Source organism: Streptomyces mauvecolor (assembly GCF_039532965.1).
GTDB lineage: Bacteria > Actinomycetota > Actinomycetes > Streptomycetales > Streptomycetaceae > Streptomyces > Streptomyces violascens.
The window spans coordinates 225747-238534 of record NZ_BAAASQ010000002.1; the positions used below are offsets into that span (position 1 = coordinate 225747).

Genomic DNA, 12788 nt, shown 5'->3' on the forward strand with positions numbered 1-12788 from the left:
GAGGCCCGGGGCGTACGTGTTCAAGCCACTCAGCCGGAGAGGCGCACCGGCATGATCAGGTACTTGTACGCGTCGTCCGCCTCGGCGTCCAGGGCGGGCTTGCCGCTGAGCAGCGCCGGCTTGGTCGAGGTGGTGAACGCGAGCTGGGCGACCGGCGAGTCGATGGCGCTCAGGCCGTCGAGCAGGAACGTCGGGTTGAAGGCGATCGAGATGTCGTCGCCCTCCAGGTTGGCGTCGACCCTTTCCACAGCCTGTGCGTCGTCGCTGGAACCGGCCTCCAGGATGAGGACGCCCTGCTCGAAGCTCAGCCGCACCGGGGTGTTGCGCTCGGCCACCAGGGACACGCGCTTGACGGCCTCGACGAACGGAGCGGTCTCGATCACCGCGACCGAGTTGAACTCGGTGGGGAAAAGAGTCCGGTACTTCGGCAGGTCGCCCTCGAGAAGGCGTGTGGTCGTGCGACGGCCGGCGCCCTCGAAGCCGATCAGGCCCTCACCGGCACCGGAGCCCGACAGCGCCAGGGTGACCGTGTCGCCGCTCGTGAGGGCCTTGGCGGTGTCCAGGAGCGTCTTGGCGGGCACCAGGGCGACCGCGGAGGCCTCCGGGTTCTCCGGCTTCCACAGGAACTCGCGGACCGCGAAGCGGTAGCGGTCGGTGGAGGCCAGGGTGACCGTGTCGCCCTCGATCTCGATGCGCACACCGGTCAGGACGGGCAGCGTGTCGTCGCGGCCGGCCGCGATGGCGACCTGGGCGGCGGCGGAGGCGAAGACCTCACCGGGAACGGTGCCCGTGGCGGTCGGCATCTGCGGCAGCGCCGGGTACTCCTCCACAGGAAGGGTGTGGAGTGTGAATCGCGAGGAGCCGCAGACCACGGTCGCCCGTACACCGTCTGTGGAAATCTCCACCGGGCGGTTGGGCAGAGCGCGGCAGATGTCGGCGAGAAGGCGGCCGGAGACGAGCACCGTGCCGTCCTCGTCGACCTCGGCGTCCACCGAGACCCGCGCCGAGACCTCGTAGTCGAAGCTGGAGAAGCTGAGCGCGCCGTCCTCCGCCTTCAGAAGAAGGCCCGCGAGTACGGGCGCGGGCGGACGGGCCGGGAGGCTGCGGGCCACCCAGGCCACCGCCTCCGCGAGTACATCGCGCTCCACCCGGATCTTCACCGGAACCGCCTCCTGCTGTTGCTGGCTCGCCCTGCTGGCTTTCGTCGTCGGCTGTATCGCCGGGGACCAGTCTGACGTACGCCGCTGACAGTCGGTGCGAGTCGGGGTCAAGTCGCGTCGAGCGGCGCCAGGAGCTCCGGCGGCCAGTTGTGCACAGGCCCCACTTCGAAACGGATTCCGAGCTAACTCTATGTGGGAGTAGTAGTAGGGGCTGTGGAAACCGTGGATAACCCCGTTTGCGCAGGTCACACCCACTTTTTTGTCCACCGCCCCTGTGGGTGGAGCCGGTGGACAACTCATGGTTTCTGTGGACGCCCGAAAGTTCTGCACATCCCATGCACAGGGCAGGGGTACTTCTCCCCAACGCTGTCCCCAGCTTTACCCAGGTTCCCCACAGGCCAACCCGTCCCCTTCGTGTGACGGCTTTCACTCGGTCCGGTGATCCCGGGTGTTTCGTTGCCGAACAGTGGACAGTGCTGTGGAGAAGCTGGGGACAACGGATCAAGACCTGTGGGCCGCCGGTGGACAACTGAATCCACAGACTGTGGACAGAGGATTCGTCCACAAGCTGTGGAGCGGGGATGCCCACAAATCCACAGGCTGTTGACCTGGGGTGATGGAGTATCAGCCGCCGCGCCTGTGGAAGCAATCTGGACAACTCCACAGTCCCCAGGGTGTGGACGGAGGAAAGTCCCCAGATCTGTGGAGAACCGCCTCTGACCAGCCGGTATTCGAACGCCGGAGGCGCTGCCGGACTCGTACACACGCTTCCTTCGGCGTCGTACGCACGTATTGAGGGGCCTCGCGGAGGCGTTTCGGAGGCCTCTCAGGTGTCCGGTCGGGCTCGGACGGAGGGCCGGACCGAATGCCGGACTGGGGGCCGGACCGGGGGCTGGGAACGCCGAAGGGCGCCCGGAGAATGGATCCCCGGGCGCCCTTGTGGGTGTCCGTACCGGCTTCGTCAGCCGTTCTTGATGCGGTTGGTGAGCTCGGTGACCTGGTTGTAGATGGAGCGGCGCTCGGCCATCAGCGCCCGGATCTTGCGGTCGGCGTGCATCACCGTCGTATGGTCGCGTCCGCCGAACTGGGCCCCGATCTTGGGCAGGGAGAGGTCGGTGAGCTCGCGGCACAGGTACATGGCGATCTGGCGGGCCGTCACCAGGACGCGGCTGCGCGAGGAGCCGCAGAGGTCCTCCACCGTCAGACCGAAGTAGTCGGCGGTCGCCGCCATGATGGCGCTCGCGGTGATCTCGGGCGCCGAGTCCTCGCCGCCGGGGATCAGGTCCTTGAGCACGATCTCGGTGAGCCCCAGGTCCACCGGCTGCCGGTTCAGCGAGGCGAACGCCGTCACCCGGATCAGCGCGCCCTCCAGCTCGCGGATGTTCCGCGAGATGCGGGACGCGATGAACTCCAGCACCTCCGGCGGGGCGTTGAGCTGCTCCTGCACCGCCTTCTTACGGAGGATCGCGATACGCGTCTCCAGCTCGGGCGGCTGCACATCGGTGGTGAGGCCCCACTCGAAACGGTTCCGCAGCCGGTCCTCCAGGGTCATCAGCTGCTTGGGCGGCCGGTCCGAGGACAGCACGATCTGCTTGTTGGCGTTGTGGAGCGTGTTGAAGGTGTGGAAGAACTCCTCCTGCGTCGACTCCTTGCTCGCCAGGAACTGGATGTCGTCGACCAGCAGGATGTCGACATCGCGGTAGCGCTTGCGGAAGGTGTCGCCCTTGCCGTCGCGGATCGAGTTGATGAACTCGTTGGTGAACTCCTCGGAGCTCACGTACCGCACCCGGGTGCCGGGGTACAGGCTGCGGGCGTAGTGCCCGATCGCGTGCAGCAGATGGGTCTTGCCCAGGCCCGACTCCCCATAGATGAAGAGGGGGTTGTACGCCTTCGCCGGCGCCTCGGCGACCGCCACGGCCGCGGCGTGCGCGAACCGGTTCGACGAGCCGATGACGAAGGTGTCGAAGAGGTACTTCGGGTTCAGCCGCGCATGCGGCTCGCCCGGGCCGCCCTGCGCGGGCGCCCCGCCGGACGGGGACGGCGCGAGGTGGCCGGAGCCGCCGCGCTGCGGGGGCTGCGCGTCCGGCAGCTCACGCCGCTCGGACCGCTGCTCATGGCGCTGCTGCTCGAATGGCTGTGCCTTGGGCTGGTCGTAGGAGGGGCGGCCCTGCTCGTACTGGCCGCGGTCCTGGTCGTACTGACCGCGCTCGGGCAGCTGCTGCGGGCGGTAGTCGTGCTGGGGCTGCTGCGGGCGGGCGCCGCCGTAGGGCTCGCGCCACTGCTCGCCCGAGGCGTCCCGGTCCTGGAAGCCGCCGAGGCGGGGCTGCTGCCAGAGGTCCTCCTGGGCGCGCGGCCAGGAGCCCGGCTCGGAGCGCTGCTGGTACTCGCCGGGGTAGGCGGGGCGCGCGGTGGGCAGGCCGTCGTCGGCGGGCCGGGCGTAGGGGTCGTCCTGGTAGCGCGGCTGCTGCTGTTGCTGCGAGGGCTGCTGCGGGGCGGGCGGCGTGGGCTCGCCCACCGAGTCGTCGACGGTGATCGCGATCCGGATGGTGCGGCCGCACTCCCGGCTCAGCGTTTCACTGATCAGGGGGGCGAGCCGGCCCTCCAGGACGCGCTTGCCCCACTCGTTGGGCACGGCGAGCAGCGCGGTGTCCGCCACCAGCGCGAGCGGCTGGCAGCGCTCGATCCACTGCTTGTCCTTGGGCTCGATGCCCTGCTGCCCCTCCCCGAGGAGATGCTCCAGCACTCGTGGCCACACTGCGGCAAGATCGGCAGGTACGTCAGCCACAGGGCACGCTCTCTCGCAGGTCCCACGAATGTGTGGTTCTCGGGACGGGATGGGTTGGCACAGACAGACAGGCAAGGACAGATGGGGAAAAGATTCGGAGTTCAGCCACGGTAGTCGGGCCCACTGATGTGGTTCAAGTTGTTGTCCACAGCCTGTGCATACCGGGGCCCGGTCGGACGCCGGTTTGACCGGATGGCGTAGCCGCGCGTACCGTAACCAGGTCGAGTTGTCGATGGCTGCTGCCGCCTGCCTCCGATGGGCAAAGATCACGATCTGTGATCGTGAAGCGGTGCACACGGGCGTATACGCGAGCTACTCGTGGGCGCACGGTGACAGCCAGGCGATGTCCCGCCGCCAACGAATCATTTCTGGAGCCCCCGAGTGAGCAAGCGCACCTTCCAGCCGAACAACCGTCGCCGCGCCAAGACCCACGGCTTCCGCCTGCGGATGCGTACCCGCGCTGGCCGCGCGATTCTCGCGAACCGCCGTGGCAAGGGTCGCGCCAGCCTGTCCGCGTAAATCAGCTAACAGGTCATGACGTGCTGCCTACCGAGAATCGGCTGAGGCGGCGCGAGGACTTCGCGACCGCGGTACGCCGAGGACGCCGGGCCGGCCGCCCGCTCCTCGTCGTCCATCTACGCAGCGGTACAACGGACCCGCATGCGCCTGGGGAGAGCGCTCCCCCGACGCGTGCGGGTTTCGTTGTCAGCAAGGCCGTCGGCGTGGCTGTCGTCCGCAACCTGGTGAAGCGCAGGCTTCGCCATCTCATGCGCGAACGGCTGCCCCAGTTGCCCCCCGGTAGCCTGGTGGTCGTACGGGCATTGCCCGGTGCGGGCGATGCAGACCATGCACAGCTGGCCCGAGACCTGGACGCCGCCCTCGCGCGGCTGCTGGGAGGGGGCGCGCGATGAAGTACCCGCTGCTGGCCCTGATCAAGCTGTACCAGTGGACGATCAGCCCACTTCTGGGGCCCGTCTGCAGGTACTACCCGTCGTGTTCCCACTATGGATATACGGCGATCGACCGGCACGGTGCCGTCAAAGGCACAGCCCTGACCGCCTGGCGCATTCTGCGGTGCAATCCGTGGTCGCCGGGCGGTGTGGACTACGTACCGGAGCGCAAGCGACCTCGATGGCACGAGGCGCTGCGCGCTGCCTGGCGCGGCGACAAGGGCGGGCAGTCCGCCGCTGAGACCGAGACAAGCCCGGCCGCAGAGACCCCGCCCAATGCTCAAGGAGCCTGATTAGTGGACACGATTGCCAGTCTGTTCAGCTTCATCACCTGGCCTGTTTCCTGGGTCATCGTCCAGTTCCACAAGTTGTACGGCGCGATCTTCGGGCCGGACACGGGTTGGGCCTGGGGCCTGTCGATCGTGTCCCTTGTGGTGCTGATCCGTATCTGCCTGATCCCGCTCTTCGTGAAGCAGATCAAGTCGACCCGGAACATGCAGGCGCTCCAGCCGAAGATGAAGGCGATCCAGGAGCGGTACAAGAGCGACAAGCAGCGTCAGTCCGAAGAGATGATGAAGCTGTACAAGGAGACGGGCACCAACCCGCTCTCCTCGTGCCTTCCGATCCTCGCTCAGTCGCCGTTCTTCTTCGCGCTCTACCACGTGCTCGCCGGCATCGCCAACGGCAAGACCATCGGCGTCATCAACCAGCCGCTGCTCGAGAGCGCCCAGAAGGCCCACATCGTCGGTGCCCCGCTGGCCGCGAAGTTCATGGACAGCGCCTCGAAGGTCGAGAGCCTCGGCGCGACGCTGACCGACGTCCGCGTCGTCACCGCGATCATGATCGTGCTGATGTCGGCCTCGCAGTTCTTCACCCAGCGCCAGCTGATGACGAAGAACGTCGACCTCACGGTCAAGACGCCGTTCATGCAGCAGCAGAAGATGCTGATGTACGTCTTCCCCGTCATGTTCGCCGTGATGGGCATCAACTTCCCCGTCGGTGTCCTCGTCTACTGGCTGACCACCAACGTGTGGACCATGGGCCAGCAGATGTACGTCATCAACCAGAACCCGACGCCGGGTTCCAAGGCCCAGGCGCACTACCTGGACCGCCTGGTCAAGAGCGTTTCCGCGCACGGCGAGGTCCGCGGCAAGCGGCGCCGCGCCGTCGTCCAGGCCATCGTGGCCAAGGGCCCGGACCGCAACGACAACGAGCGCAAGTTCGTCACCACGCTCTCCAAGCAGGGCTTCGCGGCCCAGGCGGACGGCTCCGTGGTGAAGAGCGACACGGCGGCCGCAGAGGCCGAGGGCGCGGCGGCTCCCAAGCGCCAGCAGCCCAAGCGGCAGACCAAGGCGCAGCGGCAGTCGGGCGCGGCTCAGCAGGACGACGCGGCCGCGAAGCCCTCGCTGTCGAAGGACTCCTCCGAGACCCCGGACGCGGTCGAGAAGAAGGCCGAGCCGCAGGACGCCAAGCCCAAGCAGGATGCCAAGCCGAAGCAGGGCAAGCCCACCGCCGGCCAGGCACGAGCCAAGTCGGGTCAGCGCAAGGGTCAGCAGCGGCCCAAGCACCCGTCCAAGAAGTAAGAAGGAGTCCATCCGTGACGGAAGGCACCACCTCCCCGGCCGCTGAGGGCGTCGACACCCTCTCCCGCCTGGAGCAGGAAGGGGAGATCGCCGCCGATTACCTCGAGGGCCTGCTCGACATCGCCGACCTCGACGGCGACATCGACATGGACGTCGAGGCGGACCGGGCCGCGGTCTCGATCATCAGTGACAGCAGCAGCCGTGACCTGCAGAAGCTCGTCGGCCGGGACGGCGAGGTGCTGGAGGCGCTTCAGGAGCTCACGCGCCTCGCGGTGCACCGTGAGACCGGTGATCGCAGCCGGCTGATGCTGGACATCGGCGGCTACCGGGCCAAGAAGCGCACGGAGCTCGCCGCGCTGGGTGCCAAGGCGGCGGACGAGGTGAAGAGCACCGGTGCGCCGGTGAAGCTGGACCCGATGACGCCGTTCGAGCGCAAGGTCGTGCACGACGCCGTCGCGGCGGCGGGGCTGCGCAGCGAGTCGGAGGGCGAGGAGCCGCAGCGCTTCGTCGTCGTGCTGCCCGCCTGAGCGGTCATTGCTTTCTCGGCCCCGTCTGTTCGCAGGCGGGGCCGATCTTTGTCAGCCTGATAGTCAGCCACCACAGTGCGGTAACGCGAGGTAGGGAAGGACGGTCCCCGTGACGGAGGCAGAGGCAGCAGCGGAGCTTCCCCCGGCGCCCGAAGAGGCGCGGGCGGTTTTCGGTGAGTTCTTCCCGGAGGCCGTGCGGTATGCGGAGCTGCTCGCGGATGCGGGGGTCAAGCGAGGTCTCATCGGGCCGCGCGAGGTACCGCGTCTGTGGGAGCGGCACCTGCTCAACTGCGCGGTGCTCTCCGAGGTCGTCCCGGAGGGCGTCACGGTCTGCGACGTCGGCTCGGGTGCGGGGCTGCCCGGTATCCCGCTGGCGCTGGTGCGCCCGGACCTGAAGATCACGCTGCTCGAGCCGCTGCTGCGGCGCACCAACTTCCTCCAGGAAGCCGTGGAGCTCCTGGGCCTCGACCACGTCACCGTGGTGCGCGGCCGCGCCGAGGAGATGCTGGGCAAGGTCGCACCGGTTCACGTGGTGACCGCCCGCGCGGTGGCACCGCTGGACCGGCTGGCCGGCTGGGGCGTGCCGCTGCTGCGTCCGTACGGCGAGATGCTCGCGCTCAAGGGCGACACGGCCGAGGAGGAGATCGTGGGTGCGCGCGCCGCGCTGAGCAAGCTCGGTGTGGTGGAGACCACGGTGCTTCACGTGGGTGAGGGCATTGTGGACCCGCTGTCCACGGTCGTACGGGTCGAGGTCGGCGAGAGCCCCGGCGGCGTGCGGTTCGCCGCGAAGCGCGCCAAGGCCGCCAGGACCAGCCGCACCCGGCGTCGTCGCTGAGCTTTCGCCCCCGGTCGGGGGCGTTCAGTGGACGAATGCTCCATAGAAGGCGGCATACGTACGCATTTCGGAGTGTCGTAACGGTCTCCAGGTAGCGCGGATGCATCGTGTTTCACGTGAAACGTCGCTCACTGCTGCACGGAATCATCAGCCGCGGCCGTGCGGCTTCCTCGCCGCGCGACCGTAGGCCGTTCGCAGGGGGCCCCGAGTCCCCCGCGGGGGCTACGGAGTTGTCCACAGAGGTGGATTCATCCACAGAAGACCGGGCCTCGCTGGTTCACGACCCCGAAGACATGGGAGGCTCTGTTCATTGCGAGCCTGAAGTCGAGGAGAGTGAATCCTTGCGGTCCGACGCCAACATCGCGGGACCGATGACCGATCCGGTCCCCGGTCCCCGAACCGAATCGGTGGGGGAGGATGTTTCACGTGAAACACCGCCCCCGATGGACGACACCCCCATCGGTCGCGCTGCCCAGCTGGCGGTGCAAGCTCTCGGCCGTGCCGGCGAGGGTCTGCCCCGGCCGGAGCAGACCCGAATCATGGTCGTTGCCAACCAGAAGGGCGGCGTAGGGAAGACCACGACCACGGTCAACCTCGCCGCCTCCCTTGCGCTGCACGGCGCACGGGTCCTGGTCGTCGATCTCGATCCGCAGGGCAACGCCTCGACGGCGCTGGGTATCGACCACCACGCCGAAGTTCCTTCGATCTATGACGTCCTGGTCGAGAGCAGGCCCCTCGCCGAAGTGGTCCAGCCCGTCCCGGACGTCGAGGGTCTCTTCTGTGCACCGGCCACGATCGATCTCGCCGGTGCGGAGATCGAGCTCGTGTCCCTGGTGGCTCGGGAGAGCCGACTGCAGCGCGCCATCCAGGCGTACGAGCAGCCGCTGGACTACATCCTCATCGACTGCCCGCCCTCGCTGGGCCTGCTGACGGTCAACGCACTGGTCGCGGGGGCCGAGGTCCTGATCCCGATCCAGTGCGAGTACTACGCACTGGAGGGCCTGGGCCAGCTCCTGAGGAACGTCGACCTCGTGCGCGGCCACCTCAACCCGGCGCTGCATGTGTCGACGATCCTGCTCACCATGTACGACGGCAGGACCCGGCTCGCCTCGCAGGTGGCTGACGAGGTGCGCAGCCACTTCGGCAAGGAGGTGCTGCGGACCAGCATTCCGCGCTCGGTCCGTATCTCCGAGGCGCCGAGCTACGGGCAGACGGTGCTCACCTATGACCCCGGCTCCAGTGGCTCGCTCTCGTATCTCGAAGCTGCCCGCGAGATCGCCCTGCGCGGTGTCGGAGTGCAGTACGACCCCACGCACTCGCATGTGGTCAACCAGAACAACCAGCACAGCATGTCGGAGGGGATCCAGTGAGTGAGCGACGCAGAGGATTGGGGCGTGGGCTCGGTGCGCTGATCCCGTCCGCCACGCAGGAGAAGCCGGGCTCCTCGGTGGGGACGGCTTCCACGTCCCCGTCGGCGGTGCCGGTTCTGACGGCGGAGCGAGGGGTGGCGGCCGCCAAGGTGGCGACGTTGCCATCGGTCCCTGTTTCACGTGAAACAGCTCCGGAGCCCGAGCCGGAGGCTGTGCCGGAGCCGGTTACCCCGGCAGGTGCCTTCTTCGCCGAGCTGCCGATCGACTCCATCACGCCCAACCCGCGCCAGCCGCGCGAGGTGTTCGACGAGGACGCGCTGTCCGAACTGGTCACCTCCATCAAGGAAGTTGGCCTTCTCCAGCCTGTCGTCGTCCGGCAGACCGGCCCCGAGCGCTACGAGCTCATCATGGGCGAGCGGCGCTGGAGGTCCTGCCGTGAGGCCGGTCTTGAGCGGATCCCCGCGATCGTCCGGGAGACGGACGACGAGAAGCTTCTGCTTGACGCCCTCCTGGAGAACCTCCACCGGGCCCAGCTGAACCCGCTGGAAGAGGCCGCCGCCTACGACCAGTTGCTCAGGGACTTCAAGTGCACTCATGACCAGTTGGCGGACCGCATCGGCCGCTCGCGGCCGCAGGTCTCCAACACGCTGCGTCTGCTGCGTCTTTCGGCTCCGGTGCAGCGCAGGGTCGCCGCCGGCGTCATCTCGGCGGGCCACGCCAGGGCGCTGCTCTCGGTGGAGGACACCGGAGAGCAGGATCGGCTCGCCCACCGGATCGTGGCCGAGGGTCTCTCGGTGCGGGCGGTCGAGGAGATCGTCAGCCTGATGTCCTCGGAGCCCCAGGCCGCTCCCAAGGCCAAGGGACCAAGGGCGGGGACGAGGCTGTCTCCGGCGCTCTCCGACCTGGCGACCCGGCTCTCGGACCGCTTCGAGACGAGGGTGAAGGTCGACCTGGGCCAGAAGAAGGGGAAGATCGTCGTCGAGTTCGCCTCGATGGACGATCTGGAGAGGATTCTCGGCACCCTCGCCCCGGGCGAGGGGCGGGTCCTGGAGAAGGGCCTCGCCGAGGACGCGTCGGAGGACGACGACAGCTGAGTCCGTTCGGTGCCGCTTGAGGGCGGGCCGTGTGCCGGTTCATACCGGAAACACGGCCCGCCCTTTGCATGCGGACGGTATCCCCGCCGTGATGCGGTGGATACGATGCGTTCTGGTATGGCACATCCACCTTGATCCATCCTCTAAGGAGGGCGGGGGCCATGCGAACGGTGAGCCGCACTCAACTGGTGACGGCGGGGCTCGGTCTCGGGGCGGTCGGCGGGTTCGTCGGCAGTCTGCTCCGGGAGTGGAGCGCGCTGTCGGCCGCGCAGAGTGCGGCAGGCGAGGGAAGTGAGGAACAGCCTCCATGGGGCGTCGGCTCGTACCGCTCACGCTGGACAACCTTCCGGACCTCCCCAAGCGCTGCCGAGGCTGCGTCTTCTGGGAGCTCGATCCGGTCAGCGGAGAAGCCGCGGTAAAGGCGGGCAGACCCGAACTGGAGAAGGAGGCCTGGATCTCGGGAGTGCTCCTGGAATGGGGCTCCTGCGGCCGGGTCGTGTACGTCGACGACATCCCGGTCGGCTATGTGCTCTACGCGCCCCCGGCCTACGTACCCCGATCCACCGCGTTTCCCACCAGCCCGGTGTCCGCCGACGCCGTACAGCTGATAACGGGATGGATCATGCCGGGCTATCAGGGGCAGGGGCTGGGGAGAGTGCTGGTGCAGACGGTCGCCAAGGATCTGCTGCGCCGTAATTTCAAGGCCATCGAGGCGTTCGGAGACGCGCGGTGGCGGGAGCCCGCTTGTGTGCTGCCCGCCGATCATCTGCTGGCGGTCGGCTTCAAGACCGTACGGCACCACCCGAGATATCCGCGGATGCGGCTCGAACTGCGAACGACGCTGTCCTGGAAGGAAGACGTCGAGTTGGCCCTGGACCGGTTGCTCGGCGCGGTTCAGAAGGAGCCGGCCCTCAGGCCGTTGTAGAAGGTGTTCCCATGCGAAACGGGCCCGCCCCCATGAGGGAGCGGGCCCGTTTCACGTGAAACAACGAGCGCGTCGAGACTTACTTCTCGGCGATGAAGACGTCGAGGTCACGCAGCAGCGCGGCCTTCGGCTTGGCACCGACGATCGTCTTGGCGACCTCGCCGCCCTGGTAGACGTTGAGCGTCGGAATCGACATCACGCCGTACTTGGCGGCGGTCGTCGGGTTCTCGTCGATGTTGAGCTTGACGATCTCGATCTGGTCGCCGTGCTCGGCGGCAATGGCCTCCAGCGACGGGGCGATCTGGCGGCAGGGGCCGCACCACTCGGCCCAGAAGTCCACGAGGACGGGCTTGTCGCTCTTGAGGACGACCTCGTCGAAGTCGGCGTCGGTCACGTGCTTCAGGGTGCCGGCCACGGCAGTCTCCTAAGGGGTGTTGGGGGGAGGGGGGAAGCTGGAACGGGCGGATCAGACGCCGGCTGCGGCCTTCTCGCTGTCGGCCAGGGCGGCGAGGAAGCGCTCGGCGTCGAGGGCGGCGGAGCAGCCGGTGCCGGCGGCCGTGATGGCCTGCCGGTAGGTGTGGTCGACGACGTCGCCGGCGCCGAAGACACCCGTCAGGTTGGTGCGGGTCGACGGGGCGTCGACCTTCAGGTAGCCCTCGTCGTCCAGGTTGAGCTGGCCCTTGAAGAGCTCGGTGCGCGGGTCGTGGCCCACGGCGATGAAGAGGCCCGTCACCGGCAGCTCGGAGGTGGCGCCGGTCTTGGTGTTGCGCAGCGTCAGACCGGAGAGCTTCTGGTCGCCGTGGATCTCGGCGACCTCGCTGTCCCACGCGAACTTGATCTTCTCGTCGGCGAAGGCACGCTCCTGCATCGCCTTGGAGGCGCGCAGGCTGTCGCGGCGATGGATGATCGTGACCGACTTGGCGAAGCGCGAAAGGAAGGTGGCCTCCTCCATCGCGGTGTCGCCGCCACCGACCACGGCGATGTCCTGGTCCTTGAAGAAGAAGCCGTCGCACGTGGCGCACCACGAGACACCGCGGCCGGACAGCTTGTCCTCGTTGGCCAGGCCCAGCTTGCGGTGCTGCGAGCCGGTGGTGACGATGACGGCCTTGGCGCGGTGGACCGTGCCCGCGGTGTCCGTGACAGTCTTGATCTCGCCGGTCAGGTCGACGGCGACGACATCGTCCGGGACCAGCTCGGCGCCGAAGCGCTCGGCCTGGCCGCGCATGTTGTCCATGAGCTCCGGGCCCATGATGCCGTCCTGGAAGCCCGGGAAGTTCTCCACCTCGGTGGTGTTCATCAGGGCACCACCGGCGGTGACGGCGCCCTCGAACACCAGCGGCTTCAGCGACGCACGTGCGGTGTACAGCGCGGCTGTGTATCCGGCCGGGCCCGAGCCAATGATGATCACGTTACGGACGTCGCTCACGGGTTTCTTCCTCGTCTCTGCGGACTGCCTACTGCCTGTCGGGGCCCCGGTCCAGGACTCTCACCCCACCCAACGGATCCTACGGGGGATGCATTCCCGAACCGGACGGGCAGCGCGGAGACGCGTCTTGTGC

Annotated in this window: 13 protein-coding genes; 9 read left to right on the plus strand and 4 right to left on the minus strand. The window is 68.0% G+C overall.

The window, feature by feature from the left end; translation table 11 throughout:
- Positions 1-29: 29 nt before the first annotated feature.
- Positions 30-1160 carry a DNA polymerase III subunit beta gene (gene dnaN / locus ABD346_RS01765; RefSeq protein ID WP_053724723.1) on the minus strand — a complete coding sequence of 377 codons (1131 nt, stop codon included), beginning with the start codon at positions 1158-1160 and terminating at the stop codon, positions 30-32.
- Positions 1161-2121: 961 nt separating this feature from the next.
- The gene (dnaA, locus tag ABD346_RS01770; protein WP_344370892.1) at positions 2122-3945 is read right to left on the minus strand and encodes a chromosomal replication initiator protein DnaA; all 1824 of its coding nucleotides are present in this window, start codon (positions 3943-3945) and stop codon (positions 2122-2124) included.
- A gap of 381 nt (positions 3946-4326) precedes the next feature.
- Between dnaA and rpmH the strand changes: the two genes are divergently transcribed.
- The 9 genes from rpmH to ABD346_RS01815 all read left to right on the plus strand — a co-directional run bounded on the left by rpmH (position 4327) and on the right by ABD346_RS01815 (position 11229).
- Positions 4327-4464: a 50S ribosomal protein L34 gene (gene rpmH / locus ABD346_RS01775; protein ID WP_006381191.1), complete on the plus strand. Its 138-nt coding sequence runs from the start codon at positions 4327-4329 to the stop codon at positions 4462-4464.
- Positions 4465-4484: 20 nt separating this feature from the next.
- Complete coding sequence (gene rnpA, locus ABD346_RS01780) at positions 4485-4856, plus strand: ribonuclease P protein component (RefSeq protein WP_100575618.1); 372 nt, start codon at positions 4485-4487, stop codon at positions 4854-4856.
- Complete coding sequence (gene yidD / locus ABD346_RS01785; RefSeq protein ID WP_078966182.1) at positions 4853-5188, plus strand: membrane protein insertion efficiency factor YidD; 336 nt, start codon at positions 4853-4855, stop codon at positions 5186-5188. Before rnpA ends, yidD begins: the two co-directional genes overlap by 4 nt.
- 3 nt (positions 5189-5191) lie before the next feature.
- The gene (gene yidC, locus ABD346_RS01790) at positions 5192-6478 is read left to right on the plus strand and encodes a membrane protein insertase YidC (protein ID WP_344370895.1); all 1287 of its coding nucleotides are present in this window, start codon (positions 5192-5194) and stop codon (positions 6476-6478) included.
- Positions 6479-6492: 14 nt separating this feature from the next.
- Positions 6493-7005, plus strand: a complete 513-nt coding sequence (locus tag ABD346_RS01795; RefSeq protein WP_344370897.1) for a Jag family protein — start codon at positions 6493-6495, stop codon at positions 7003-7005.
- Between the two features lie 109 nt (positions 7006-7114).
- Positions 7115-7840 (plus strand): 16S rRNA (guanine(527)-N(7))-methyltransferase RsmG, encoded by a 726-nt coding sequence (gene rsmG, locus ABD346_RS01800; protein ID WP_189969876.1) that lies wholly within the window; start codon positions 7115-7117, stop codon positions 7838-7840.
- Positions 7841-8133: 293 nt separating this feature from the next.
- Complete coding sequence (locus tag ABD346_RS01805) at positions 8134-9210, plus strand: ParA family protein (protein WP_344370898.1); 1077 nt, start codon at positions 8134-8136, stop codon at positions 9208-9210.
- Positions 9207-10304 (plus strand): ParB/RepB/Spo0J family partition protein, encoded by a 1098-nt coding sequence (locus tag ABD346_RS01810; protein WP_344370899.1) that lies wholly within the window; start codon positions 9207-9209, stop codon positions 10302-10304. Before ABD346_RS01805 ends, ABD346_RS01810 begins: the two co-directional genes overlap by 4 nt.
- Before the next feature lie 307 nt (positions 10305-10611).
- Complete coding sequence (locus ABD346_RS01815) at positions 10612-11229, plus strand: GNAT family N-acetyltransferase (protein WP_189969882.1); 618 nt, start codon at positions 10612-10614, stop codon at positions 11227-11229.
- Between the two features lie 79 nt (positions 11230-11308).
- On the opposite strand, the gene trxA is transcribed toward ABD346_RS01815, so the two are convergent.
- Positions 11309-11644, minus strand: a complete 336-nt coding sequence (trxA, locus tag ABD346_RS01820; RefSeq protein ID WP_053724716.1) for a thioredoxin — start codon at positions 11642-11644, stop codon at positions 11309-11311.
- A gap of 51 nt (positions 11645-11695) precedes the next feature.
- The gene (gene trxB / locus ABD346_RS01825; RefSeq protein WP_344370901.1) at positions 11696-12655 is read right to left on the minus strand and encodes a thioredoxin-disulfide reductase; all 960 of its coding nucleotides are present in this window, start codon (positions 12653-12655) and stop codon (positions 11696-11698) included.
- Positions 12656-12788 lie beyond the last annotated feature (133 nt).